This window comes from Azospirillum canadense, assembly GCF_025961225.1.
Classification (GTDB): Bacteria; Pseudomonadota; Alphaproteobacteria; order Azospirillales; family Azospirillaceae; genus Azospirillum; species Azospirillum canadense.
This window is the reverse complement of the sequence record NZ_JAOQNG010000009.1, coordinates 36,992-63,118: the sequence shown is the minus strand read 5'-3', so window position 1 is coordinate 63,118 and position 26,127 is coordinate 36,992. Positions and strand designations below refer to the sequence as shown.

Below are 26,127 nucleotides of genomic sequence, written 5' to 3'. Positions count from 1 at the left end.
TCCCCTGCACTTCTGGACAGGCATCGCCCATGGGTCCGGACGATGACGGAACCGCCACCCGTCTCATGCGGAATCGAGGGCATAGCGCCTGTTGTCGGATAAACAACGCCAAGGTCGAACGATTCGGGAACGAAAGATTTCTTCGGCCGGCTGACATGAGTTGACGTTGAGCGGTCGCCGTTCAGTCGGCAGAAGGTGTCAATCGGTTTTCAAAAGCCAGCGAGCGTCGGCGTCCAATATCCAGCCACACCTAAGGCTGCAGAACCCGTTGTCCAGGGTGTCCACGGGGGGACCCGCGCGCGCCGCGGAGTACCCTCTGAATAGAATTGGTGGAGAAAAACACTGCCTCGGCCGGGCTAGTGGCGCGAGTCTGCTGTCCGTTTCGAAACCTTGACGTTTTCGGGCGAGGACGGCGTCAGAACCCAGGAGGTGCTGTACCTTCGCGACACCAAGGATCGTCAGGATTACCGCTCATCGACGCGCCGCTGCTCGCTGACGGACGTATCTCTTAGGATCTCTCCCCTGCTCCTTCGTCTGCCGGCATGATTTTCTCAAAAATGGAGGCCGACATGGGGCGAACGGCGGCCATGAGGTTGGGCCTGAGCCTTTCTCTGTCATCTCTGTCCGGCTGCTTGGCTCTGGCGCAGAACAGCGTCGGCACTGAAGCCTCGACCGCCGGCAATCCGCGGCTTGCGAGCACCTTCCAGCAAGGCACTGCCGGGTTCCAGATGCCGAGCGCCAACCTCGGCGACCTGCGGCTCGCACCGTTGCCTCCTTCTTCCACTCATCCCGGCAACACGCCGACAATATCGGGCGGCTGGCTTAGTTTGGATGATCCGCCTGCAGCTCAAACGCAAGCTGACGAGATGCCGATCACCCCAACAAACCAGGACTCAATCCTGCCGCCCGGTGGTCCAGGCTTAATTCTGACGATCCCGTTTGGTAAGGACCAATGATACGACCGGCGCAAAGGCTTCCGTTGCTTGGAAACTAAGCGAATGGTCTGCGCCTCAAAACTGCCTCTGTCGTTGGACCAGCTTAGGCGCTACGGTCCCGCGCCAAACACCGGAGGCAAAACGTGGAAATCTCGACCTTTGAAGGCTTCATCAGCTGGGCTGGCCACCTGATCGCGGCCGTCGGTGACCAGGCGAAGGGGCTGGATGGGCGGACCGCGTTCCTCCTCGGCATGGCGACGTGGTTTCTGGTGGAGCAGGCGATCCGCCGCTTGGCTGGGCTGTTGCGGTGGGCCATTCTGGGCGCCGCGCTGATCGGCGGTGGCGCCGCCGCAGTGTCGCTCCTCGGCGTGGTTGAACAAAGCCACATGCCGGCGTTTGACGTTCCCGGTGCCGCCGCTCCCATATCCGCGATGGACATTGTGCGGAGCCCATTCGAGCCTTCGGGAGCCCGCTCTCACGAGTGATGCAATTGCCGGGCAATCGACTGGGAGATTGGTTTGCACCACGCCGGCCCTCGGTTTGTCCTGCGGAGCCAAAGAATGAGGCCGCCCAAAGGCGGCTTAAAGCTCAAAGAAAAACACAACCCGAGACAAGGACTGCCGTGCTTGGGATACCGTATGCCAGAGCGGTTCTCATTTCGAGCGCTCTGATGAGGGAAGTCTGCCCATTTCGGCGCGCCGATGAAGTTCGGGCGTGATCCGGATCGCGCTCGCGTCGTGGCCATTGGCAAAGGGGGCGCAGCAGCGAACTTGCCACGCCACACGCCACACGCCAGCCTCAGGCGGATCGGCGCGAAGCCGGGCTTGAGCGACCCGTGAGCTGCGGCCACCACAGACGGACGGAAATCGCGGCGTTGCTTTGGCTGGCGACGAAGTGATGCTCGGCTCGAAATTGGTCGATGGCCCCCAGCATATCGTCCGACAGCACGCGCGCTGGTTCCGACAACTGGACAGCGCGGTGGCTCGCGGTCATTGCCCGGCGCGGCGGCGTTCCTAGCGCACTCGACCCGACGGTGGCCACCGGCGGCGACGCCACCCACGCGCAAGCGTCCGCATCCCAGCCGATGATGCGGCGGTCAATCCCGGTTTGAAGCCACGCCCACCCGGTCAGTTTCAGCGGGATGGCTTCCCCAAGCATCGGCCAGTTCTCCTTGGTCATCAGGAAGAGAAGACGATCGCGACAAGACGCCGGCCGAAAGCCTTAGCGGGAAAGCTATCCGCTCTCGTTCAGGAAACTTGGCCCTGAACGCAAGAAGCCGAGGCGCGGATACGTGAGAGAACCACGACAGGCCAGTAAACTTCTTCGCTTCTGGTCGATGACGGATAATGCCGAGAGTTTCTGCACAAACGAAAACGGGCTGCGCAGAGCGCCGCCCGTTTTTCGGTTCTCAATCTCTTCAGGCAATCAGCAGGGCGGCAGCATCAAAGCGAACGCTGCACGTCCCAGAACGTCCTCTCACTTGGCCAAGGCGCTGTAAACGATGTAGACCGGCGTTGCGTGGAACCAGGAAACCAGAAACCCGCGGATGGCCTGCACGGCGGTCGGCGCGGTGTGAGCGGCACCGGCGTGGGAGAAGGTCGTGGTCGTCATGGCGTGTCCTCCAGTGATCTGATGGAGGGAGTATAGTCTGGTATACCAAATACCAGATACGCAGAGACCTCAGGGCAGGTGCGCAACAATATTACAGCCGGACAAACGATCCGCCGGGCGTTCGGTTTGTGCGACTAACGTTCGTACGACGATGGCGCATTCCGTTGCACGGCCGTCTAAAATCCCGCGCGGCATATGTCGGTGTAAAAGCCTGCCACTGCCCGGCGCTGTCCATGATCAACATGCCGGCCCCGTTGCGGGCGGCGCAACGCAGGACGCCCGCGTCTCGTATACGCTCCAGCGTGCTCGGTCACCGCCGACACCTCGGCGCGCGCACTGCGACGGGACCCGCCATGCCGACCGCGAAGGATAAGGATCTGACCACGCAGGAGGTCCAGAGCCCGAACCAAGATCCTCTCCGGAAGGTTCCAGCAGAACGCCCGTCTGACGCATTCAAAAAGATCAACTCAGCATTAATACCGCGGCGCCTAAGCATTGAGACATGGGAGCCACGGGTAGCTGGTGAGGGAGCGTAGACGCTCTGGTGTTGCGGTGAGGGCGTTCCAGGCGTCACAGCAGTTCTGGACGACGGCGTCGTAGTCGTCCAGAAGCCGGTGGGACAGAAAGCGCTCGCGCAGGTACAGCCAGACGCGCTCGACGGGTTTGTCATAGCGCCTCTCTGTTTACGGTTCCTGTTTGCCAGCATTGACCGACACGGGGGATCGGAGCCGCGTGATGTCGGCCTGGGTAAGCGTGACCAGCCAGATCCGTTGCCCTCCGACCTTGGCCATCCGCGCTTGCAGGCGGCCGCGACGCAGCCAACCATAGACGGCTTGCCGGCCGACGCCGAGCCGTTCAGACAATTCCTGCAAGGTCCACTCGTCCTCATGGCGGCGCAGCACCTGCCCGGACCAGATCGGCCGTGTGTTGCCGAGCCCATGGCGCTGGAGCAGCTGCCGCACCATGGGCTCGTTGAATCGGTCCCGCTTGGGAGCGCGCCAGCCTTCGCTGTTCAGCTGATCCACGATCGCCCGCGCCGCCAAGCCTTGTCGGCGGAGTTCGGTGAGGCGGGCCAGCAGGCGGTCGAAATCCCGCAATTGCTCGAAGCGTCGGACCGGGCGAATGAGATCATGGCTCGTGCGCGGACCGCCGGCCCACTGACAGTCGACCCGGGCGTGCTCGGTCGCGCCCGCCACCTCAATCACCACCTGATCGAGCATCAGCCGCGCGATCGCCTGCCGGTCGGCGGCCGTGGTGGTGGGCGCCGACCAAAGCGCTGGAATGTCCTCCGCCAGGCGCCGGATCGCGCTCTGCTCAGCCTCACTCAGCCGGACCGGGGCGCGCGCGCAATGGTGCTCGTGCTCCACGAGCAACATCTGTTCGCTCGCCAGGGCCGCTTCCCACTCCCACTCCAAGGTTCGCGCGACCAAACGATTGTCCGGATCCACCGCCTCGTAACGGCGTCGTGCCAACGTCACCTCATAGCGCGCCCGTTCCAGGCGGTGCGTCCACTGCTGGTGCAGAGTGGCGCGCTCAACCTCCAGGTCTTCCGCCAGTTGCAGGGCCACCTCGATGCTGGAAGGCGCCAGAGCGGCGAGCATAAGGTCGGCCACCAGCGTGTCCACCGGCTGCGCGCTGATCGATTGGCAGCGTGGTGCTCCGAAGGTTGTGGCCAGATGATTGCAAACGTATCGAGCTTCCCGCCCGTTGTCCGAGTAGGCAAGTGCCATCCGATGGCCGCATCGCCCACACCGGACCAAGCCGCTCAACAGGGCCGGACCGCCGCGTGGGACGCCATGATGCTTGATCCGGTTGGCCGTCATCTGCGCCTGGTTCCGCTCATAGGTCTCCCAGTCAATGTAGGCCGGCCAACAGTCGCGGCGTAGCACCATCCAGCGCTCCGGATCGGGCTGATAGCGGCGACCACTGTGCGGTTGACCGGGACGGCGCAGGCGATGGTCGGTCAGGCGGCGCCCATACGCGTAGGCGCCAGCGTATCCCGGGTGATGCAGCATATCGCCGAGGGTCGCCCGGTTCGGCCGATTCCAGCCGACCTCGCCCTTGTGCGGGCCGGAGCGGACGCGGTCGGGCAAAAGGATGTCGTGATCAACCAAGTAACGCAACAAGGCTCGCATCGAACGACGGCGGTCGAAGACTTCAAAGACGAGCCGGATGACCGCTTGGACCTGTTCGTCGGGATCGAAGATGACTTGGCCGGAGGGGTGGCGGACGTAGCCGCGCGGCAGGTTCATGGCCAACTCGCCGCGTTGCGCCTTGGCCCGCTGCCCTTCCAGCAGCCGTGCCTGAAGCAGATGCAGCTCCGCTTCGCTCATCGTGCCTTTGAGCCCGAGGAGAAGCCGATCGTTGTAGTTCGCTGCGTCGTAAACGCCGTCGGCGTCGGCAATGAGCGTGTCGAACAACGCGCACATTTCGAGCAGCGGGTGCCCATCGCGGCAGGAACGCGCCAAGCGCGAGACCTCGATGCCGAGCACCAACCCGACGCGGCCGAGGCCGACCTCCGCGACCAAGCGCTGAAAGCCCGGGCGATCAACCGTGAACGCGGCGGACCGGCCGAGATCATCGTCGATCACGACCACCTGATCCACGCGCCATCCCAGTGCCCGGGCGCGCTCGACGAGGGCATACTGCAGCCGGGTGGACTCGCGGTTCCGTTCGACTTGGCGGGGTGTCGATTGTCGGACGTAAACAACGGCCTGACGATCACGATGACGCGCGTTGATCTTGCTCGGAATCGGGTCCGCCGCCGGGGAGATGACGCTCATGGTCCACCTCCGGATTGCTCGCTTCGACCTGCTTGCGGATCAGCCGGCCGATCCACACAGCCAGCCGGCGGCGTCGGTCGAGCGGAAGGTCCAGCCAATGGATCGGCATCGGGGGTGGGGTTCTCATGGCGCTTTTCCACCCACTGAGCGAGCGCGCGCAGGGCGTCATGCCCCAATCGTGGCGTCAACAGAACCTCATATTCAGAGGTTCCTTGCCTATGCAGCTTCGACCGGGTTCAGTTCGGGACTGTAGCAACCGTCCTTTTCCGAAGGAAAGAGTGAACCGTGGGTGCTCCCTGTCAAGGCACGCACCGAGGCGCGCCCGCCCTTCGGGCGGCTTCGGCCTTGACCGGTCCGCGCCCGCGGTTCGGTGTGCTTGGCATTCGGTCGGCGGCGAGCGCCGACCGTCGGCATCGTCAGGTGGGATCGGCCTCCCAGGTCCGGCCTTTCGCAAGCATGGCGTTGAGGCGCACGATCAGTTTGCGCATGCAGGCGGTCAGCGCCACCTTCGACGGTTTGCCGCGCCCTTTCAGCTGGACGTAGAAGTCGGCAATCACGCCTTTGCTGTGGGTGGCGGCGACTTCGGCCGCGATGTAGAGGGTGTGGCGAACGTCGGCGCGCCCAGCGGCTATGTGGCGTTGGCCGCGTGATTGGCCGCTGTCATGATCGAAGGGGGCAACACCGACCAGGGCAGAGATGCGTTCTCCGGTTGTCTTTCCCAGTTCCGGGAGCAGAACCGCGAGCGTGGTGGCCACCACCGGCCCGACGCCGGGTGCGGTCTGGAGCGCAGCCACTCTGTCGGCCAGTTCCGGTTGGGCCTTGACCCTGCTGCGGATCTCGGCTTCCAGCGCCTCGATCGCCGAAGTCAGCCCCCCGGCAGCCTCTTCCAACGCGGCCTGCGCCATGGCTGGGGCGCCGGCCGAAGCGTGGCGCAGATCGACGCGCTTGTCGACCAGCAGGCGGCGTGCCTTGACCAGGCGCGCCAGTTCCTCACGGGCCGGATCGGGTGGCGTGGTGGCTGGAGCCGCCTGGGAGGCGGTAAACTCAGCGATCAACGCGGCGTCAATGGTGTCGTTCTTGGCCCGCTGGCCCTTGGCCTTGGCGAAATAGCGCACGCGAGCCGGGTCGAACACGCGCACCGACAGGCCGGCGGCCCGCAAGGCATCGCGAACCGATCGTTCATAGCCACCGCTGGCCTCCAGACCGACAAAAGCGACACCCCTCCGAGCGAGCCAAGCTACCAAATCCTGGTGCCCGTCCGGCGTGTTGGTGACCCGGATCTTGTCGCTGCTGAAGACAACCGCCACATCCAAAAAGCGCTTGCCGCAATCGATTCCGGCAGTCGTGACCATGTTGGACATCCTTGTGTTCCTTCCTTGTGGTGCGGGCTCGTGCCCGAGCAACCGTTCGGACTTCAAGGAAGGCTGGCCGCCGTCATGCTACAGTACGGCTTTTGCGCCAAAGGCGGCTCGAGGTCGGCCAGCCCGGACGGCACACTGCAGGTGTGCCGTCCGGGTATCAATTTAGCAGGATGCGGAAAAACGGGCCGATGCAGCGCCTTCGCCTCTGCTGAGGCTTGAAGATGGCGTTTTGAACGCCCGTTTTGGTCGGGATGGAGCGTTTTTCCTCGCTCCGAGGCTCCCGGAGCCGCCGTTCAGGCGGACTCCGGGCACGATTACGCTGCAGCCAGCAGCTTGGGCAGGCGGATCAGGTTGTAGGCGGCAGCGGTCAGGGTGAACATCCAGCCGACGCGAGCCGTGCCTCGGTGACGGGTCTTGCGCAGCCCGGCCGCTTTGATCCAACCGAACACCTCTTCGATCCGCTTGCGGATCCGAAGGCTGACGGCGTAGCCGGGGTGACGGGTGGTCCGGCCGTCGATCGCCGAGCGGCGGTTGCTGGTGTTCTGCGCGACATGCGGGGCGGCGCCCAACTCGCGCAGGTTCGCCACGAAATCCTTGGTGTCATAGGCCTTGTCGGCGGCCACCGTGATGCGGTGGCGCCCGGGAATGGCCTCGACCATGGAGACCGCCGCCTCGCGTTCGGCCAAGCCGGTGGCCGCGGTGAGCCGGACATCGACCACCAGGGCGTGGCGGTTCTCCATCAGCGCGTGGCCCATGAAGGCCAGTTTCGCCGGCTGCCCGTGGCCCTTGCGGTACAGCCGCGCCTCGGGATCGCTGGTCGAGGCGTGCGTTTCGTTGGACCGCTTCTCGCCATGGAAGTCGCGTTCACCGTTGCGCCCCGGGCCCGGCGGCTCGCCGCTGCCGTCCTTGGGCCGGAAGCTCTTCACCGAGGCCCACGCTTCGATCAACGTGCCGTCCACCGAGAAGTGCTCGTCCGACAACAACGCCTTGACCTTCGGCTGGCCCAGCACGGTGGCCAGGAACTTGGCCGCCACATCGCCGGCCAGCAGACGCTCACGGTTCTTGGTGAAGACCGTCACGTCCCACACCGGGGCATCCATCGACAGGCCGACGAACCAGCGGAACAGCAGATTGTAGTCCAACTGCTCCATCAACTGGCGTTCCGAACGCACCGAGTAGAAGGCCTGGAGCAGCAGCGCACGCAGCAGCTTCTCCGGCGGGATCGAAGGCCGTCCGATCTTCGAGTACAGACCCTCGAAGGCTGGCGACATCACCTCCAGCGCTTCATCCACGATGGCCCGGATCGCTCGCAGCGGGTGGGTGGCCGGAACCCGCGCCTCGCAACTTACGTAGCTGAACAGACCCTCGCTGCGTTCGTCCGAACCCCGCATCGTCCCCTCGCCGGCCGCTTTCTCCACGACCGGAGGGAATCACGACCGCCCGGCCGGGCAAAGCCTTTTTCCGCGTCCTGTTAGGGCCTTGCCAAGACACAAGGGCGGCAGGGGCACCAGCGTAATGTTGTCCGGCACGACCAGCGCCCGCGATCCGTGCCAGCCGGCCTGGTCGAGCACGAGCACCGCGTGGACGTCCGGTTCCAGGCTCCAGGAGAAGCGGTCCAGGAACAGGCTCATGCCGGCGGTGGAGACGGTCGGCATGACCAGCGCGAAGTCGGCGCCGGTTGCCGGGCAGAGGGCGGCGTAGAGGTAGGCCGAGGTAAAGCGCTTGTCGCACAGCCCGGCCGGACGCTGCCCGCGCTCCCACCAGCGATGCGCGGTGCGGCCCTTCTGGCCGATGCGGGCTTCGTCCTTACATGAGGGTTCAGCTGTCAACGGGTCTCGCGCATTCCTTTCCTCCCTGTCGCTGGCCAATGAACTGGCCTGGTCGTGCCATGGCAAAGGTCCGGGGCGGATCAATCACGCAGCCGCGGCTGCATCACCTTACATGCGGTCGGGCCCGCGCCGCGGTCCCGCACCAGAATGCCTCTTGCACGAGGCGTGGCCCCGGTGAGACGCGACCCACCTGAAACGCGGCAACTCTCGGTCGCCAATGATGAAGACGGTCGCGCTCCCTTATCGCCGCCGGTCGATGTCGCCCGGCGCCGATGTGCTATCCCCTGAGTTCGACGCCCTCCGGCACCACTCCGGTCTCGAGGTAGCGCCAGAGCGCGACCAGAAGCTTGCGAGCCATGGCGACGATGGCGATCCGCCGCGTCCGTCCGGCGAGCTCGCCAACACGGTTGCGGAACCATTCCGCCAGCCCGCTTCCCGGCTGGTAGCGGAGCCACAACCACGCCAGCTGGATGAGGGTTGTCCGCGCTCGAGGGTTTCCGGCTCGCCCAATCCGCCGATCCCGGTCCATGGCTCCACTTTGGTGCGGCATCGGGGCGATGCCGACGTAGCTGGCGAGTTGGCGGCGGTTGCCGAAGCCGCGGTAGAAGACCTCGCGCGTGAGCACGGCGGCGAAGTTGTCGCCGATGCCGCGGATGCGGGTGAGGGCCGCCATCTTCCGCTGGGTCGGGTCGGATGGCGAGGCCGCAAGGGCCGTTGTCCGTTCGGCTTCGATCTCCCGGATCAACTCCATGGTGAGGACGAGCCGCCGTCGCAAACGATCGAGCTCCGCGCGCAGATGCGGCGGCAGTTCCCGCCCGTCACCCGTCCGTAAGGCGGCGAGATCGTCCGTCCAAGAGCGCAACGATGGCCGTTTCTGAATGCCTTTTCTGAATGCCTTGGGTGGCCAGAAGCGCCTCGATGCGGTTCTCGATCCGGACCCGTTCCTGGACCAGGTGTTCGCGCTCCCGGTGCGGGCGCTTGGCATCCTCCTCCGCCGGGCTTGGCACGTGAAGCACACTGCACACTTGATAATCGCCTCGGTGATAAGCCGCCAGCACCCGCAGCAGCCCCTCCGCGTCGAGCCGATCCGTCTTGGCCCGCCGAGCACGGCGATTGACCAGAATGCTGGTCGGCTCAACGACATGGTTGTTCACACCATTGGCGAGCAGAAGGCGGTGCAGCCAGAAGCCGTCACGCCCCGCCTCGAAGCAGGAGACGACGGCGACCGGGGCGCCCAGGCGCGCTTCCACGCGTGCGCGCTGGGTCGTGATGACCGCGAGCAGCGCCGCCGTGTCGCCGGCCGCTATGCGATGCAGGACACTCTTGGTGGCCCCTGGCAAGCGCATGGCGGCGAGCCAGGTGGAGCGGCTGAGTTCGAGCGCCAAGTAGATCGTGCTGTCGACAACGGGGCTGGTAAGCGGCATCGCTGGCTCCTTGCACATGAGGGACATCCCTATGATCCATCATCCACGGAGCCCCGCCTCATAGCATCTGAAACCAGAGCTGGAGGCGGCGTTCAGGGTGTGCAGCCGCCGCGGCCTTCAGCGCTTCGCGCAGCCCCCTTTTTGGAAGGCGGCCTGGGCCTTGGCGTCGGACTGCGGGTGCCGCAGCCGTGTCTTCTGTTTCGACAGGTTCAGCCGCCGCACGATGCGCGACAGGCTGGCCGGATGCAGCGTCTTGGCGAAGCGTTCGGCGATCACCTCGCACAGGATTGGCAGGGTCCATTCCACGCAGCCGTGCCGCTTGGGATCGGGGCCGGCCAGGATGATGGCCTTGAGCGTCGCCTGCTCGCCCTCGCTCAGCCATTCCGGCCGACCGCGCAGAGGACGATCATAGAGCCCGGCCACGCCTTCGGCGTTGTAGCGCACCACCGCGTCGCGCAGGGCTTGGCGGTCCATACCGGCCAGCCGCGCCGCTTCCGCCCGGCTCACCTCGTCAAGCGCATGGTCGATGGCGAACATCCGCGCCGCCACCCGCCCTTTGCTCTCCCGCCGCGCCAAGGCGCGCAACGCGCTCGCGCTCAGGTCTTCCCGAATCGGCAACGCCGCTGGCATTCGCTCCTCCCCATCGCAATGAGGGAATCGAATCACGGCTTGCCGGCTTTGGGTATCCCTCCCAGCACTACTTTGGCAGTTCCCGCGTGAGGGCGCGAGGTGAGGTCTGTTGTACAGCTCAGGGGGTGACCGGCGCTGGAGGCGATCATGCTGGAGGTGCGGAGCTGGGAAGCCGCGTTGGACGCTTGGCTGGAGCCGTTTCTGGACGCTCTGGGCCACAAGGCCCGACGGCGCTGGGCCCCGGTGTACATCCGCGGTCTGTACGGCCGCACCGAACGCAAGAGCGTCCAGCCGATCGCCGCGGCGTTGACGCCCGGCGACTACGACCAGCTGCACAACTTCATCGCCAGCCGCTCCTGGGACACGGCTCCGCTCGAACCGCTCCTGGCGCGAACGGCGGATCAGCTGGTCGGCGGCCCGGATGCGATCCTGGCCATTGACGACACCGCCGTGCTGAAGAAGGGCGAGCATTCCGTCGGTGTCGCCGCGCAGTATGCCGGCGTCGTGGGCAAGACCGCCAACTGCCAGGTCCTGGTCACCCTGACCCTGGCCCGCCGCGAGGTGCCGGTCCCGATGGTCATGCGCCTGTTCCTGCCTGAGGAGTGGACGAGCAAGCCCGATCGGTGCCGGCGCGCGCAGGTGCCGGAAGCCCAGCAGAAGCCGCGGACCAAGCCGGAGCTGGCGATCGAGGAAGTGGATCGGGTCCTGGCCCTGGGGGTGCGGTTTGGCTGTGTCGTTGCCGATGCCGGCTACGGCCATGGCGCCCCGTTCCGTCACGCTCTCAGCCAGCGCGGCTTGGCCTGGGCGGTGGGGGTGACGAGCACGCAAGCGGTGTACGCCACCACGGTGTCCCTGACCTGGCCGGTCGCCACGACCGGTCGGCCACGCAAGCGGGCCGTCGCCAGCGAGAAGCCGGTCACCGCGCAGGCCATGCTGAAGACCGCCGTGTGGCGTCGCCTCACGTGGCGCACCGGCACGAAGGGGCCCCTCACGGCCCATTTCGCCGCCGTGCGCGTCCGCGTCGCTGATGGGCCGCGTCAGCGCGGGGGCACCCCGCTGCCGGGTGACGAAGTCTGGTTGGTCGGCGAACGCCGCGGCTCCGGCGAGACCAAATATTACCTGAGCAACTTGCCCCCAGACACGCCGCTCCGCACCCTGGCGTCCTGGATCAAGGCGCGCTGGGTCTGCGAACAGGGACACCAGCAGATGAAGGAAGAGCTGGGGCTGGATCATTTCGAGGGCCGCAGCTGGTCCGGCCTGCACCATCATGCGCTTCTGGTGATGATCGCCTTGGCATTCCTCCAGCACCTCCGGCTCGCTGCCGCCCCGGAGTGGGGGAAAAAGGCCAAAGCGCAACAGCGGACCGCCGCCGCAACCGACGCTGCCCGCCGTGCGCCGAGCCATTCTCGCGCACATCCTTCAGACGGCACCGATCCGATGTCCGTGTTGTCGGTGCTGGCTCGCTCCATACAGGCGGGAGTAGAACTGCCAAAGTAGTGCCAGTGAGTCACCGCTTTTCGTCGCCGGTATTACACCGCGCGAACCTGAATTCGGTGAGATCAAACCCATCTTGCTGAGACGGACCTGCAATCATCGGGTTCGGACCGAATTGCGTGCGCCTCATCCATAAAGGGCCGGAGACAGAATCGGACTGAAGGCGTATCGCCGATGAAAGGCACACACGATATGCCCCTCATCGGTCTTTGGCGACGCGGTCAGTGATAGAGCTGAACCTCTGGCCGCGCATCCGGCACAAAGCCGTCACGGTTCGGCATCCGGACGTTCGGCAGCGATTCCGCATTCATGACATCGGTCGGCTGAATAATCTTTGCCTCGGACAAGACGTAAGCGACGACCGCGTAGACATCGTTGTCCGAGAGCGAGCCGGGCACACTGAACGGCATCGCCCGCTTCACGTAATCGAACAGCGTCGTGGCGTAGGGCCAGTAGCTCTCGACCGTTTTCACGGGGGTTTGGGTCGCCAGCGTCCCGCGCCCACCGATCAGCTTGTCGCCACCGAGACCGGGTTGGGGAATGCCCTCCAGGCGCTCACCGTGGCAAGCCACGCAGTTCTCCGCGTAAACCTTGGCACCTTGCTCCGCGGTCCCATTGCCGGGCGGCAACCCCCGCCCGCTCGGCGGAATGGAGAAATACCGCGCCATATCCTCCGGCTTGGCCGGCGTCCCGAAGCCAAAGCGAGCGTCGTTGGGCATCTGTGCGATCGCGGCGATAGGACATGCGGCCATAACCACCGCGCAGACAGCGGTGATGAAAGGTTTATGCGTGGACATTGCTCACACTCCCGTCGGCGGCTACGGCCCAGCTTTGGATCGCATTCAGGTGATAGATCGACCCGAATGGGCCATTCGATCCCCGAATCGCCACAAGCTCCTTCAGGGTGGGCTGGAGATAGCCCGTGTCGTCCATGCAGCGGCTCTGGAGCACGGCCGGCTGGCCATTCCACATCCAGGGGAAGCTGAAACGCACCGTGCACATCGGCTCGGGTGTGGACTCGATGCGCGCCGGATACCAGGATGTCCCACCGTCCACGGAGACGTCCACCGACTGGACACGGCCGCGGCCGGACCACGCGAGGCCCCCAATGTTGTAGAAGCCCGGCCCGGGCAGCTTCATGTCGCCCGATGGAAATGTGATGACCGACTTGGCGTCCATGTCGAGCGAAAACTGCCGCGCTTTGCCGTCCCCCAGCAGGTCCGTGTATTTCGATGTCTCCTCGCGCGTCATGAAGGGCTTGTCACTGACCTCCAGGCGGCGCAGCCACTTGATGTGGGTGTTGCCCTCGTACCCCGGCAGGACGAGACGGACCGGATAGCCTTGCTCGGGGCGGATCGCTTCGCCGTTCTGGCCGTAGGCGATGATGGCGTCCCTGAGCATCTTCTCCATGGGTATGGAGCGCGTCATGACGGCGGCGTCGGAACCCTCGGCCAGAACCCAGGCGCCGTCTTCCTTCAGGCCGACCTCGCGCGCGATCGTGGCGAAAAGCACCCCGGTCCACTCCGAGGTGCTGAGCAGCCCGTGGGTGCCCTGGACGGTCTTCAGGGTCGGCTTGTTCCACTCGGTGAGGCCGTTGCCCGAGCACTCGATGAAATGCTTCCGCGTCACCGACGGAAAGCGTTTCAGGTCGGCCATGGTGAAGGTCTTGGGCGTGCCGACCAGCCCATGGACGACGAGTTGATGCCGGGCCGGATCGATGGTCGGGATGCCGCCGTGATGGCGTTCGAAATGCAGCCCCGATGCGGTCAGGTTGCCGAGCATTTTGTCGAGCGGCGTCAACGACCAGGAGGTGTTCTCGTTGGGCGTGGGGTAACGCTGCCGGACTTCGGTCTCGAACTGCGAGCGCGTGCCATAGCCGCCGTCACCGGCCACGGGACGGCCCTGCTGCTTGGTCGGATCGTCCGGCACATCGAAGTATTCGGCCCCGGGCGGCGCCTTCCGGTCGGCGGCCACCGCGGCCCGGGCTCCCAACAGCCCGGCGGCGCCAGCCCCCACCGTCGAGCCCGCCGCGACGAGGAAGCGGCGGCGGCTCGGCGCCCGTGTTGGAAACATTCCCTCCCGACACGGGCATTCCGCATCCGCGCTGTTGCCTTCGGCCGCCCGGAGCGCCGCGCGGTCCTGCTCTTCCGCCTCAATCATCGCGTCGATGTACCGGCGCGTTTTCTCGTCATACTGAACTGGAGCCATTTTGCTCATACAGATTCCTCCCTCCTTTTGTTTTCGGTGCGGAACGCGCGTCAGCGTTTCCCGCCGGCGATCTTTCGGGCTTCGGGCAATCGGCGCAGCGCGAGCATCGCGACGACGCCCAGGCAGGGTCCCGGCAGCAGGATCACGAACGCCCACTGCCAGCTTCGGAACAGATCGGCCGCGAGCGGCAGCAGCCAGATGGTCGGGACTGTCAGGATGAAGCCGAGGCCGAGCTGTAGGGTCAGCGCGGTCCCGATGAGCTGCGGGGTGCCGACCTCCGTCACGACCGCCGAGAACTGCGCGGAGTCAGCGACCACCGTGAAGCCCCAGACCAGACCGATGAGGATGAACAGCCAAGTTGGCCCGTCGAAGGCAAAGCCCGCGACCAGGGCGCACCCTCCGGACAGGGCCATCATCAGACTGGTCAGCGTGGTCCGGCCCCAGCGGTCGCCCAATAGGCCTCCCACGACGCAGCCGAGCGCCCCAACGGCGATAACCGTGAAGCTCAGCAGGGATCCCATGACTTGGCCATCATGACCGCGGCCGCTGAGATACTCACGCGCGAAGGCGAGGTACCACGCCCACATCGCGTACAATTCCCACATGTGGCCAAAATACCCGAGGGTGGCCAGCACGATGCCGCGGTTGCGGAAGATGTGCGTCACCTGCCGAGGGTTGAAGGCCGCGCGCGGGAACGGATACGGCCCTTCTTGTACGAACAGCGCGACGATCAGCGCTCCGGCCAGGGTGGCCGCGGTGGTGCTCGCAATGACGGCGTCCCATTCCAGGCCGCCCACGCCGTTGACCAGGTGCGGGGCGGCCGACCCAAGGGTCAGCGCGCCGACCAAGGTGCCCAACGCCGCCCCCCGTCCTGACGTGAACCATGTGGCGATCAGCTTCAGGGAAGGCGGATAGACACCGGCCAGGAAAACCCCCGTCAGCATGCGTAACCCCATCGCGGTCCAAGCGCCGTGTGCCAGAAGGATGCCGCCGTTGGCAACGGCAGCCCCCATCGCGCCGGTCACCATCAGCGTCTTCGGCGACACAGCGTCCGACAGGCCAAGCACGCTGACGCCAACCGCGCCGATCACGAAGCCGATCTGCACGGCGATGGTCAACCAGGCGGCTGCGCTGTTCGAGAGCCCCCATGCCTCCCGCAGTTGAGGGATGACCGCCGTGGCGGAAAACCACGTGGTCATCGTCAACACCACGCAAAGCGCGAGGGTCGCCAGAACCCACCACCGCGAGGCGGAAGCCTCGGGTAAGCCGGAGCCCCCGCACCGCTCAGCTTGTGCGCCCATCGGCTGAACGCCCGCATCGTCACTCCAACGCCGCTGAGCCAACGCGGTAGGCCGGTTCTGGATGTTGTCCTTGGAGGTTTCCGGCGTCAGGAGGGTGGCGATGGTGGCGGACGCCGTTTGCTCCGGCGTCGTCTGTGAAACGACTCCGGAGACGGACGCGTTTCCTCCAATGCATTTCATATCAGCACCGCTGTCTAGCATTACAGTTGCGATGAAGCGGCCACCCGCCTGTTGATCTGGGCTTTGGGAGGTCGCCATGTCCGGCATTGCGATCGAGGACCTGCTGGAGCTGTGGTCTGCCGAGCTGCGCGAGGTCAAGTCCCGGCTGCCGCCCTTGTTCTTGCAGGCCAGCACAGCGGTCTCGGCCGCCATGTTCCTGGATGGGCTGCTCGGGCCGGAGCGGCGTAAGACCGGGTGGATGCGCGCGGAAGCCGCGGGTGACAAGGGCCCGTGGCGCCAGCAGGCGGTGCTCGGCCGCACCGCCTGGGATGCCGACGCGCTGCGCGACGTGGTGCGCGAGTACGCCCTTGAGGCCCTGACGGAGCCCGACGCCACCCTGGTGATCGACGAGACCGGCTTTCTCAAGCAGGGCAAGGCATCGTGTGGCGTGGGGCGCCAGTACACCGGCTCGGCGGGCAAGATCACCAACTGCCAGATCGGCGTCTTCGCCGCCTACGTCTCGGCCAAGGGGCACGCCTTCATCGACCGTCGGCTCTACCTGCCCAAGGACTGGACCAGCAATCCGGACCGCTTGGCCATGGCCCATGTCCCCGAAGCCGTCCGTTTCGCCACCAAGCCGGCCATCGCCGTCGCGATGGTGCGCCGGGCGCTGGAGGCGGCGGTCCCCTTCGCCTGGGTGGCGGCCGACACGGTCTACGGTGTCGGCGAACTGGAGATGGCCTTGCGTCGTGCCGGCAAGGGCTATGTGCTCGGTGTCACGGGGGCCGCCCACTTCAACTCCTGGGGCGCGCGGCCCGACGTCGGTGGCACGGCGGAGGACATCGCCAAGGCTCTTGCTGAGGACGATTGGGTCCGCCTGTCGGCGGGCGCGGGCAGCAAGGGGCCGCGGCTGTTCGACTGGGCCTATCTGGAACTGGCCGATCTCGATCCGGACTATGTCGGGGCGCCACCCGGCCTGGGCCTCTGGACGCGCGGCCTGCTGATCCGGCGGCGTCCCGCCGATGGTGAGTTGGCGTTCTTCACGACCTGGTGCCCCGAAGGCACCCCGATCGACACGCTGGTCCGGGTTGAGGGCCAGAGGTGGGCGATCGAGGACGCGTTTGAGACGGCCAAAACTGAACTCGGGCTGGACCACAACGAGACGCGGAGCTGGCATGGCTGGCACCGGCATGTCTCGCTGGTGATGCTCGCTTTCGCTCTGCTCGCGGTGGTCCGCCACAAGGCTGATGCCCTGGCCGCGCCCCCAAAAACGGCGAGGAAAGTACCCCGCCGATGGTCCGCTGGTCGATGCAGGAGATCCGTCGTGTTGCCAACCGCTTAGCCCAGCGGCGCATCGAGCCGGCCTTTGTGATCGCCTGGTCCGCCTGGAGGCGATGCCACCAAGCTCTCGCCAGAGAGGCTCACCTCAAGGGCAGAGCGCAACTGTAATGCTAAGTCCCGCAGGCTCGGTTTCAAGCGCAGCCGCAACAGCACGATGAGGAAGACCACATCGGCGGCACCGGCAACCGGTTCAGCACCGAGCCGGTGCGCTCGTTGAACTGCCGGCCGCACTCCTGGCACCGAATCCGCCGATCGCCATGCGCCGTCCGATCCGAGCGCTCGGGGGTTGCCGTCGATCGGTCGTGTGGGCAGCGCATCCATCACCTCCGGAAGGGAGGCGATCCTCTACGGCAGCTGCCGCACCACCGGCAAGATGGCGCGAAACCCGCCGGAATGTACGGGTTTGCCAGCCATCGCGCTCCCGTCCGCCTGTGAGTGGGACTGATCCCTCCTCAACAGGCAAGGGGCCGCTTTAATTGAACGGCTTTGGGTTCACAAGTCGGGCCACACAGGACGGTGCCCGGTCAACCCGTTCTCAGGCGGCTGAACGCCACCGCCTGGGTCTCTCCCGCGGCGTTGACAAAACTGGTTTCCAGGTCTACGGCCCCGTCCTTCGCCTGCGCCACCATGGTGCGGACCGTGGTCATACGACCGGCCAACATCGGCTTCAGGAAGCTGGCCGACATCGATCCGCCGGAGAGCCATACCGGCCCCGCCCAGCGGGTCAGCGTCTCCGACAACCAGCAGACGCTCATCAATCCTTGAACGACGAGATCGGGAAACCCCATTTCAGCGGCGACACCGCGGTCTGTGTGCAGGTTGACAAACCCATCAATCAGACCGGAAAAGACCGACGCCTGGGCTCGGTCCACCGTCATCGTGCCCTCGGGCAGGCGCATGCCCCCCTTCGGTGGTGGTGATAGGCCGACACTCACCGGCGCGTCACCCATCCAGACGGTCGAGAGGCGACGGCTTTGGCGGGGGTCAGGGTCGTCTGGGATGCCCGACCGTGACAGGTCGATCAGCTCGGTGTTGACCTGCGAGACGTAGAGGCGCCCGTCGCACCCGCGCGCCTCACTCAGATGGCGGAAGTACCCCTTGCCGCGCTTGGTGAATTTCTCGGTGTTGCGGCCGGTCAGCACCAGCTCGGCACCGGCCGGAATCGGAGCATGGAAGATCACATCTTCGTGTTGGTGGAAGCCGCGGATCCGATCACGGTTGTATTGAGTCTGGTAAAGCCACATCAACTCCTTCAGCACCATGGCGCTGGGGGCGATGCGCTTGCCGAACGGGCTCGTTGGTCCGAAATACCAGGGGTCCTGGCAGTCGACCGCGTAGCAATAGGCCTTGATCGCTGCGTCGTCCGCCACATAGCGGACGGCCGGCGTCTCCTCGGGAACCACAATACCGTCATAGGTCGGCTCGCGCAGGTGGGGGCCGGTCTTCAGCGACGACAACTCGGGCAGTGACTGCCAGTCAGCCACGGGCCAGTTATCCATGGTGTCTCTCCTCGGTGTGGCCGGTTTTCAGCCATACGGCGTCTTCGGGGGTGAGGCGGGTGCGCAAGGCGCCCAGGGAGTCGCGCAGTTCGGCCAGCGTGGCCGGGCCGATGATCGGAAAGATCGGGTGTGGCTGGACCAGCAGACAGGCGAGCGCCACCTGGGCTGGCGTGACGCCGAGCTTGGCTGCCAGCGCGTGGACGCGGTCGCGACGCTGGAAATTGGTTTCGCTGTACCAGCACTTCGCCATCACCGGGTCGTCGAACTTGTCGCGGCCAGCACGGTCAGTGAAGAAGCCGCGCGCTTGGCTCGACCACGCGAACAGCGGGATCTGGGTGTGGCGCAGCCAGTCCACGCTGTCGTCGTCGGACGACGCAATGCAGCCCTCCCACATCGGTTCGACTATTTCGGCGAGGCTGAAGTTGTTGGACAGCAGTTCAAAACCGCGCTTGCCGTGACGGGCGGCGTAGGCGTTGGCCTCGTCCATCCGCGCGATGGTCCAGTTGGAGCCGCCAAACTTGCGGATGCGGCCTTCACGGACCAGCGCGTCCAGCACGTCGACGAACTCGCCCACGGGCACCGACGGGTCATCGCGGTGCATGAAGTAGAGGTCGACGTAGTCCGTACCCAGCCGATCCAGCGTCTCAAAGAGCTGGGGCCGGATGGCGTCCGGTGTGCAGTGCGGAGTGTGGGCACCTTTGCCGATGATCACCACCTCCTCGCGGACGCCGCGGCTGCGCAGCCACTGGCCGAGCAGCCGGTCGACGTTGCCCTGGCCGTAGACGTAGGCAGTATCGAACATGGTGCCGCCGGCCTCGAAAAAGGCGTCATACACCGTGGCGGCGAGTGGGTAGGTTTTCAGCGCCATGCCGCCGGTCACGATACGGGAGGCGAGCTTGCCGAGGCCGAGATGGTCGTCGTAAGGCATGTCGGTATCGGGGGCCCGGCGCAACGGGCGCCCCGCGACGGTTTGAGGCCGGCCAGGGCGCTCGCACGGATAGTCGAGGCCAATGGCTTGGCGCCAGGTATCGAGCGCCTGCATGGTGCCGATGCTGTCCGGAAGGCTGGGCGCCGGCCAGGGTATGACACCGGCTGCGACCGCCTTGGCGAACAGGTCGGCCTCCAGCGCATAAAGCCACTCCGTCGTCTCGACCTCGATGACCTCCACGGCGCCGGCGCGGCTGGTCAGGGTGATGGTGCCGACGCCGCCGGTCTTGCCGGAGCAGAACCAGGGCGAACGCACCTCGATGCGGCCCTTGGTGCCGTAGATGCGCAACCCATTGTCCTGCACCGTGGTGATGCTGGCCGCCACCTGGGCCAACAGCCCGCCGGGGAAACGCAGGACTGCCGTGGACCGTTCGTCAACCCCGGTGGAGCCGAGATGCCCCTGGGCCTGGATCTCCACCGGCTCGGCGAAGGGCTTGCCCGCTGCCACCCCGGCGATCAGCCGGCACATGGAGACGCCGTAGCAGCCGACGTCGAGGATCGCACCACCGCCAAGCGCTGGATCGAAGTGCCGTTTGTCCGCCGCGAAATCGGTGTGGTACCCGTAGGCGGCCTGAATCATCGTGACGTCGCCGATGACGCCGGAGGCGATGAGCTCCAGCAGCCGGCGCGTCTGCGGGTGGCCGCGGTACATGAAGGCTTCCATCACGACTACCCCGGCGCGCGCCGCGGCGTCGGCCACTGCCATCGCCTCGGCGGCGTTCATGCCGAGGGGCTTCTCGCACAGCACGTGCTTGCCGGCCTCGCAGGCGCGGATCGCCCATTCGGCGTGGGTGGGATGCGGCGTGGCGATGTAGACGGCATCGACCGCGGAATCGGCCAGAAGGGCGCCGTATCCGGCGTGCACGATGGCGCCGCCGAATGCCTGGGCAAGTTCAGAGGTGGGCTGTCGGCTCGCCACCGCGACCAGCCGGCCGTGGGTGCTGGTCACCAGAGCGTCGGCGAACTGTCGCGCAATGGCTCCGGTGCCAAGGATGCCCCAACGCAGGCTCGGGGATGCTGTCATCGAACATGTCTCCTGGAATGGGTCAGGTGCGGCCGAGCAGGATGCCCTTGGGGTCCACCACGCCGCGCAAGAGGCGCAACTCTTCGTCGGTCGGGCCGGGGGTAACCGGGGCGGTGTCCACCCCGTCGAGTGGGAAGCCGGTGTCGTCCTGCAGCGTCGCCCGCGCCTCGGCATGGTGGACGCTCTTCAGGCGAGCACGGCCGGCCTCCTTGTCAAAGTCGAAGATGCAATGGGGGGTGACGATCCACTCCGGGCCGCCGTGGCGCAGGCCCAGCGCGGCGCGACCGGCCAGTCCGCCCGGGTAGCCGACACCCGACACGTAGTCGACCTTCTCCACGAAGCTCCGCCGCGTGTGGTGCGGCATCATGATGTACTCGCGGCCGAAAATGGTCATGTGCTCGGGCTGGAGGATGGGGCCGACCAGCCGGACCTTCGGCTTGCGATAGGCGCCGATGCACACGCTGTTCAGGCTCCCGGTGCGGTCGACCTGGGCGCCCGAGCTGAAACCGAAGCTGATGTGCCCGCGCTTGAACGAGAACGGGCCGGGATAGGTGACCGCCTGGGCGTCGCACGGCAGATCGCGCAGCACCGCGTCGAACTCCGAGTCCGGGACAACGTCGAGCGTCGCGAGGTCCGGGTTGTGCGACCATCCGGCGAGCAGCACGGTGAGGTCGGGCGCGTGCATGCGCTTGGCGAGCAGCATGCCGGCGAGCGGGATGGTGGTGCCGTAGAGGGTTGCCGCCTCGCCGGTCACCAGCCCGGTGAACCCAACCTCGCCGTCGCGGAAGCTGCGGGCGAGTTGAGCGGCGATGATTTCGGGAATCGTCGCGGGGCCGGTTCTCATAGCGCGTCGAACTCCTGCAAGGCGGTGAGCCGTGCCGTTCCCAGCCGGTCCAGGTAGGCGGCGTGGTCGGTGGTGCCGAACACCCACTCGTCGAGGTAGGCGGCGAAAGCCTCGGGCGAGGCCGAAGCGGCGACGTAGCGCTCCATGTGCTCGGCGTCGATCAGCCAGCGGCTCAACGTCGGTGTCGGATGGGCGCCGCAGGGCGCCTCCACGATCAGTGTCGTGCGGTAGGATGGAATTTGGTTGAGCGCCGAATGACGGCGGATGAAGCTTTCCGGCACGATGCGCTCGACCGTCACGATCAGCGTGTCGCAGCTGTTGGCGATGTGGAGGTCGAGTTCCTGCGGCAGCAGCCGGTGGCTCGGCATCAGCACGTTGCCAGCCGCGTCGGCGGCGATGGCGTGCAGCACCGCCACCTGCGGGTCGGCCGGCGGCACGGCGTAGAGCCGACGGCCGGTGAGCGGGCAATCGAACGGCTTGATGTCCGGGTTGTGGGTCAGGATGTCGGTGCCGCCGAGATAATCGCAGGCCCAGAAGCTGAGGTTTTCCCGGCTGGCGCGGAAGCGGTCGAAGCTCAGGACTTCGGGGTAGTCAACCATGGTCAGCGCGCCGGCTTCGCAGGCGCGCCGGAAGTTGCGGGCGAGCCCGTACTTCTCCAGCCCGACGTAGGAGGTCTCCAGCCGGTCGAGCGCGCCGGCGCCGACCAGCATGTCGGCTTCGATGCCGCTGACCATGCCGACGACGGCGAGGTTCTGGCGCTTCCGGCGCACCAGCTCGCGGACGAAGGCCATCGGCCGCTGGTAGTTGGCAAAGCCGCCAATCGCCAAGCGGGTGCCGTCCGGCACCAGGGCGACCGCATCGGCCATGGTGCCGATCTTGTTTCCGGGTGAGATCATGCGCGCACCTTCGCGGGGCCCGGCGGACAGCGGTCCGCGGTCCTGGATTTTGTGGACATATTCCTTTCCGTCATCTCCGCCGTGGCGAGACTCCGTGACACCGTCTCCTTCCCGTCACGCCCGCCGTTGCGGGCATGACGCATGAAGAGTGCGTGCGCGTTCGCAGAAATCTCGTTTGCGTGGGATGACGGCGTACGAAAAAAGCGCCCGACGTTACTTGTCCGGCAAGTTCATCGCGGCAAGGCGGGACGGGGCGAGCTTGGCCTTGCCGGTCGAGGCGTCGTAGTAGTCAGCGACGTTGCTTTTGTCGATCATCGGCGCGGCAAAGGCGATGGTCTTCGGCGTCGGCTTCTTCTCCAGGACACGCACGGCCGCTTCCACACCCTCGACGCCGAACGGATGGTAGGACATCACCATGGCCAAATCGCCGTCGTGGATCGCCTTCAGGGTCTCCGCCGCCACACCATCGTAACCGGTGACGAACATCTCCTTGGCGCGGCCCGCCTCGTGGATTGCCTGGATGGCGCCAAGGGCCATGTCCTCGGAATGGGCGTAAACGCCGTCGATCTTGGCGTTGGCCTGCAGCATGTCTTCCATGCCCTTCAGCGCCTTGGCGCGGTCGTAGTCAGCCATGACGCGGCCGGCCAGCTTGAAGCCGGGTTCCTTGTCGACGACCTCGTGCCAGCCTTTGCCACGGTTCTGGTTGACGGTGGACCCGGGCGAGCCCTCGATCTGGATTAGGTTGCCCTTGCCTCCCAGGCGCTTCACGAAATAGTCGCCGGCCGTCTTGGCCGAAGCGTAGGTATCGACGTTGAGGTGCACCGTCCAGTCGACGTCGCCGACGAGGCCGGAACTCAGCACGATGATTGGAATGCCGGCGCGGTTGGCTTCACGAATGGCGGGCGCGATCGCCTCGGCGAAATAGGTACTGATGAGGATGGCGTCGACCCGCCGGGTCACCAGGTCCTCGATGTCGCTCACCTGCTTGGCCGGGCGGTTGGCGGCATCGAGCACCACCGTTTCCAGTCCATGCTTCTTGGCGGTGTCGAGTACGCCCTGACGCTGCTGCCGGATCCATTCGGTGGTGACGAAGGATTGCGAAAAGCCGATGGTCTTGCCGGCGGCCGATTGTGCGAAGGCGGGGCGCGCGATCCATGGCATGGCGATGCCGGCCGCGCCCGCCGCACCGGCCTGGAGCAGGCGGCGGCGATTCATGGTGAAGGTCTTGTCGGTGGTCATGGTGCGCTCCTCCCCGTTTTGACGCTTGTTAACGCTTGCGGAATTCGCTGACGATGACGGCAACGATGATGATCAATCCCTTGAGCAGCATCTGCGTGTAGGGCGAAATGCCAAGCAAATTCAGTATGTTGGACAGAAAGGCCAGAATCAGAACGCCAATCACGGTGCCGCGCACGCTGCCCACGCCACCGTCGAAGGTTGTCCCGCCGATCAGGCAGGCGGCGATGGCGTCGAGTTCGTACATCTGGCCGGCGTTGGGGTCACCGACGCCGAGGCGGGCGGTCAGCACAATGCCGCTGATGCCGGCGAGCAGACCACTGACCGCGTAAACCTTGATGTGGTTCAGCTTGGTCCGGATGCCGGATGCCCGGGCCGCCTCCTCGTTGGCGCCAACGGCGTAGATCTCGCGCCCGAAGATCGTGCTGCGCAACACGACGTGGCCGATCACCGCGCAAGCCAGGAACACCAACACCGGGACCGGCACCACGCCGAGATAGCCGGACCCAAGCGCCTTGACCTCGGCGGGGACGCCAGAGGCGACGATCGGGCTGCCGTCGGAATAGATGTAGACCAGTCCGCGGGCGAAAATCATCATACCCAGCGTGGCGATGAAGGGCTGGAGCCGGCACGTGGTTATCAAAAGCCCGTTCAGCACCCCGAGCGCCACGGCAGCGACCAGCGGAACCACGCCCCAGCCGGCGACTCCCCACGGCATCATGCCGGCCATCAGCACGCTGGACAGGCCGGTCAACGAGCCGACCGACAGGTCGATGCCGCGGTTCAGAATGACGAAGGTCATCCCGATGCTGACGATGCCCACCATACTGGCGCCGCGCAGCACGTTGAAGATGTTCGGCACGCTGAGAAAATGCGGCGACAGGATGCTGCCGATCACCAGCAGCAGGACAAGCGCCAGGATGTTGCTGAGCGCCACGCTATGCCGGCTGAGCACGGCGCGCAGGCTTGTGGATCCCTGCGGGGCTCCCCGCAGCAAGGCGGCGGCTTGCGGATCAGTGTTGGACATGGCTGACCGTCCTCTCGGTTTGGGGGCGGCTGTGGGGGACCGCCAGCTCGATGACGGCGGTCTCGGTGGCGGTGGCAGCGTCCAGCTCACCGCTGATCCGGCCCTCGCACATCACCACGATGCGATCGCTGATGCTGATGACCTCGGGCAGCTCGGACGAGATCATCAGGATCGCGCAGCCCTGGTCGGCCAACTGGTGGATGAAGCCGTAGATCTCGCGCTTGGCGCCGACGTCGATGCCGCGGGTCGGCTCGTCGAACAGAATCACCTTGGGCTGCTGGAGCAGCCAGCGGGCAATCACGCATTTCTGCTGGTTGCCGCCGCTGAGCTGGCCGGCCGGCTGGCCGACGGAGGCCGCCGCGATGTTGAGCTGGCGGACGTAACTCTCCGCCGCCTTGCGTTCTTTGCCGGCGTCGACCATGCCACCCTTGGCGAACAAGGAACGAGCGGCGAGCGTGATGTTCTGCTGGACGGTCAGCGGGCGCAGCACCGAATCTCGGCGATCCTCTGCCAGATAGGCGATGCCTGCGTCAACCGCGTCGGCTGGGGCGGCGTGGCGCACCGTCTGACCGTCCAGCCGGATCTCGCCCGCGGTGGCGACATGGGCGCCGCTCAGCACCCGGGCAAGCTCAGTGCGGCCGGCGCCGATCAGCCCGGCGAGGCCAACGATTTCCCCCCGCCGCAGGGTCAGCGAGACGTCGCGGAACCCCGGCCCTGACAGGTTCTTGGCTTCGAGCACCACCGCGCCGGGGTTGCAGGCGCGCCGTTCCGGAAAGTGGGAGCCAAGGTCACGGCCGACCATCAGCCGGATCAGTTCCGCCTTGCAGGTCTCGGCCACCCGCTTGGTCGCGACCCGGGCCCCGTCGCGCAGCACCGTGACTCGGTCGGCGATGGTGATCACCTCGTCCATGTGGTGCGAGATGTAGATGAAGGCGACGTTGCGTTCGGTCAGCCGGCGCATCAGGCTGAACAACGTGGCCGCCTCGACCGGAGTCATACTGGCGGTCGGCTCGTCCAGCACGATCAGCCGCGCGTTCTGAGTGATGGCGCGGGCGAGCTGAACGAGCTGGCGTTGCGCCACGCTCAGGCTGCCCACCGGTGTGGCGGCCGTGAACGACGCTCCGATGTCCCGCAGCACCGGGTCGACCTGCCGGTGCAGCGCCCCGTTGTCGAGAAAGATGCCGCCGCGCTTGGGCAGCCGGCCCATGAAGACGTTCTCGGCCACGCTGAGCGCACCGGCCACCTTGGGCTCCTGGTGCATCATGGCGATGCCCAGGTCGATCGCCTCGCCGGGGGTGCGGATGGCCCGCTCCTGTCCGGCGATGCGAATGACCCCGGCAGTGGGTGGAAAATGACCGCTGATGATGTTCATCAGCGTCGACTTGCCGGCCCCGTTCTCGCCGATCAGCGCGTGAACCTCGCCCGCGTTGAGGTCAAAATCTACGTTGCGCAGAACGGTGTTCGGTCCGAAACTCTTGGTAACCTCCCTGACGCTGAGCAACGGTGTTGGCTGCACCATCCCGTTTCCTCCCTGCGGT

General features: G+C 66.1%; 23 protein-coding genes and 1 pseudogene. 4 read left to right on the top strand and 20 right to left on the bottom strand.

Features of this window, described 5'->3' with window-relative positions:
- Positions 1 to 557: 557 nt before the first annotated feature.
- Together M2351_RS34695 and M2351_RS34690 are read left to right on the top strand one after the other, a co-directional pair.
- On the top strand, positions 558 to 956 hold the full coding sequence (locus M2351_RS34695; protein ID WP_264660571.1) for a hypothetical protein: 399 nt from the start codon (positions 558 to 560) through the stop codon (positions 954 to 956).
- A 122-nt stretch (positions 957 to 1,078) separates the two neighbouring features.
- Positions 1,079 to 1,420, top strand: coding sequence for a hypothetical protein (locus M2351_RS34690; RefSeq protein WP_264660570.1), 342 nt, complete (start codon positions 1,079 to 1,081; stop codon positions 1,418 to 1,420).
- Between the two features lie 313 nt (positions 1,421 to 1,733).
- Here the strand turns inward: M2351_RS34690 and M2351_RS34685 are convergent, their stop codons facing one another.
- The 9 genes and pseudogenes from M2351_RS34685 to M2351_RS34645 form a co-directional block, all read right to left on the bottom strand.
- Complete coding sequence (locus M2351_RS34685) at positions 1,734 to 2,114, bottom strand: hypothetical protein (RefSeq protein WP_264660569.1); 381 nt, start codon at positions 2,112 to 2,114, stop codon at positions 1,734 to 1,736.
- A 297-nt stretch (positions 2,115 to 2,411) separates the two neighbouring features.
- The gene (locus M2351_RS34680) at positions 2,412 to 2,546 is read right to left on the bottom strand and encodes a hypothetical protein (protein ID WP_264660568.1); all 135 of its coding nucleotides are present in this window, start codon (positions 2,544 to 2,546) and stop codon (positions 2,412 to 2,414) included.
- A 683-nt stretch (positions 2,547 to 3,229) separates the two neighbouring features.
- Positions 3,230 to 5,329, bottom strand: coding sequence for a recombinase family protein (locus M2351_RS34675; protein ID WP_264660567.1), 2,100 nt, complete (start codon positions 5,327 to 5,329; stop codon positions 3,230 to 3,232).
- Positions 5,268 to 5,456: a hypothetical protein gene (locus M2351_RS34670; RefSeq protein ID WP_264660566.1), complete on the bottom strand. Its 189-nt coding sequence runs from the start codon at positions 5,454 to 5,456 to the stop codon at positions 5,268 to 5,270. The genes M2351_RS34675 and M2351_RS34670 overlap by 62 nt, the downstream gene beginning before the upstream one ends.
- 289 nt (positions 5,457 to 5,745) lie before the next feature.
- On the bottom strand, positions 5,746 to 6,681 hold the full coding sequence (locus tag M2351_RS34665; protein ID WP_264660565.1) for an IS110 family RNA-guided transposase: 936 nt from the start codon (positions 6,679 to 6,681) through the stop codon (positions 5,746 to 5,748).
- A 323-nt stretch (positions 6,682 to 7,004) separates the two neighbouring features.
- Entirely contained in the window at positions 7,005 to 8,081 is a 1,077-nt protein-coding gene (locus tag M2351_RS34660) for an IS5 family transposase (RefSeq protein ID WP_264656639.1), read from the bottom strand.
- A 39-nt stretch (positions 8,082 to 8,120) separates the two neighbouring features.
- Complete coding sequence (locus tag M2351_RS34655) at positions 8,121 to 8,519, bottom strand: transposase (RefSeq protein WP_264660564.1); 399 nt, start codon at positions 8,517 to 8,519, stop codon at positions 8,121 to 8,123.
- A 277-nt stretch (positions 8,520 to 8,796) separates the two neighbouring features.
- Positions 8,797 to 9,739: pseudogene (locus M2351_RS34650) on the bottom strand (IS110 family transposase); the annotation flags it as partial.
- A 321-nt stretch (positions 9,740 to 10,060) separates the two neighbouring features.
- Positions 10,061 to 10,573, bottom strand: a complete 513-nt coding sequence (locus M2351_RS34645) for a winged helix-turn-helix domain-containing protein (RefSeq protein ID WP_264660563.1) — start codon at positions 10,571 to 10,573, stop codon at positions 10,061 to 10,063.
- A gap of 147 nt (positions 10,574 to 10,720) precedes the next feature.
- On the opposite strand from M2351_RS34645, the gene M2351_RS34640 reads away from it, so the two are divergent.
- The gene (locus tag M2351_RS34640; protein WP_264660562.1) at positions 10,721 to 12,070 is read left to right on the top strand and encodes an IS701 family transposase; all 1,350 of its coding nucleotides are present in this window, start codon (positions 10,721 to 10,723) and stop codon (positions 12,068 to 12,070) included.
- Positions 12,071 to 12,288: 218 nt separating this feature from the next.
- On the opposite strand, the gene M2351_RS34635 is transcribed toward M2351_RS34640, so the two are convergent.
- The 3 genes from M2351_RS34635 to M2351_RS34625 are packed head-to-tail and all read right to left on the bottom strand — an operon-like array spanning position 12,289 to position 15,834.
- Positions 12,289 to 12,864, bottom strand: a complete 576-nt coding sequence (locus M2351_RS34635; RefSeq protein ID WP_264660561.1) for a c-type cytochrome — start codon at positions 12,862 to 12,864, stop codon at positions 12,289 to 12,291.
- Positions 12,851 to 14,431, bottom strand: coding sequence for a sulfite dehydrogenase (gene soxC, locus M2351_RS34630; protein WP_264660560.1), 1,581 nt, complete (start codon positions 14,429 to 14,431; stop codon positions 12,851 to 12,853). The genes M2351_RS34635 and soxC overlap by 14 nt, the downstream gene beginning before the upstream one ends.
- Entirely contained in the window at positions 14,326 to 15,834 is a 1,509-nt protein-coding gene (locus M2351_RS34625; RefSeq protein WP_264660559.1) for an MFS transporter, read from the bottom strand. The genes soxC and M2351_RS34625 overlap by 106 nt, the downstream gene beginning before the upstream one ends.
- Here M2351_RS34625 and M2351_RS34620 point away from each other — a divergent pair.
- Positions 15,833 to 17,077: an IS701 family transposase gene (locus M2351_RS34620; RefSeq protein WP_264657671.1), complete on the top strand. Its 1,245-nt coding sequence runs from the start codon at positions 15,833 to 15,835 to the stop codon at positions 17,075 to 17,077. The two genes, M2351_RS34625 and M2351_RS34620, sit on opposite strands and share 2 nt — an antisense overlap.
- On the opposite strand, the gene M2351_RS34615 is transcribed toward M2351_RS34620, so the two are convergent.
- The 8 genes from M2351_RS34615 to M2351_RS34580 all read right to left on the bottom strand — a co-directional run bounded on the left by M2351_RS34615 (position 17,074) and on the right by M2351_RS34580 (position 26,108).
- Positions 17,074 to 17,397, bottom strand: coding sequence for a hypothetical protein (locus M2351_RS34615; RefSeq protein WP_264660558.1), 324 nt, complete (start codon positions 17,395 to 17,397; stop codon positions 17,074 to 17,076). The two genes, M2351_RS34620 and M2351_RS34615, sit on opposite strands and share 4 nt — an antisense overlap.
- A gap of 203 nt (positions 17,398 to 17,600) precedes the next feature.
- Entirely contained in the window at positions 17,601 to 18,575 is a 975-nt protein-coding gene (locus M2351_RS34610; RefSeq protein ID WP_264660557.1) for a MaoC family dehydratase, read from the bottom strand.
- Positions 18,568 to 20,586: an aldo/keto reductase gene (locus M2351_RS34605; protein WP_264660556.1), complete on the bottom strand. Its 2,019-nt coding sequence runs from the start codon at positions 20,584 to 20,586 to the stop codon at positions 18,568 to 18,570. The genes M2351_RS34610 and M2351_RS34605 overlap by 8 nt, the downstream gene beginning before the upstream one ends.
- Positions 20,587 to 20,608: 22 nt before the next feature.
- The gene (locus M2351_RS34600; protein WP_264660555.1) at positions 20,609 to 21,430 is read right to left on the bottom strand and encodes a hypothetical protein; all 822 of its coding nucleotides are present in this window, start codon (positions 21,428 to 21,430) and stop codon (positions 20,609 to 20,611) included.
- On the bottom strand, positions 21,427 to 22,326 hold the full coding sequence (locus M2351_RS34595; RefSeq protein WP_264660554.1) for a CoA transferase subunit A: 900 nt from the start codon (positions 22,324 to 22,326) through the stop codon (positions 21,427 to 21,429). The genes M2351_RS34600 and M2351_RS34595 overlap by 4 nt, the downstream gene beginning before the upstream one ends.
- A gap of 213 nt (positions 22,327 to 22,539) precedes the next feature.
- The gene (locus tag M2351_RS34590; protein ID WP_264660553.1) at positions 22,540 to 23,565 is read right to left on the bottom strand and encodes a substrate-binding domain-containing protein; all 1,026 of its coding nucleotides are present in this window, start codon (positions 23,563 to 23,565) and stop codon (positions 22,540 to 22,542) included.
- 28 nt (positions 23,566 to 23,593) lie between these two features.
- Complete coding sequence (locus M2351_RS34585) at positions 23,594 to 24,589, bottom strand: ABC transporter permease (RefSeq protein WP_264660552.1); 996 nt, start codon at positions 24,587 to 24,589, stop codon at positions 23,594 to 23,596.
- Complete coding sequence (locus M2351_RS34580) at positions 24,576 to 26,108, bottom strand: sugar ABC transporter ATP-binding protein (protein WP_264660551.1); 1,533 nt, start codon at positions 26,106 to 26,108, stop codon at positions 24,576 to 24,578. Before M2351_RS34580 ends, M2351_RS34585 begins: the two co-directional genes overlap by 14 nt.
- Positions 26,109 to 26,127: the final 19 nt, after the last annotated feature.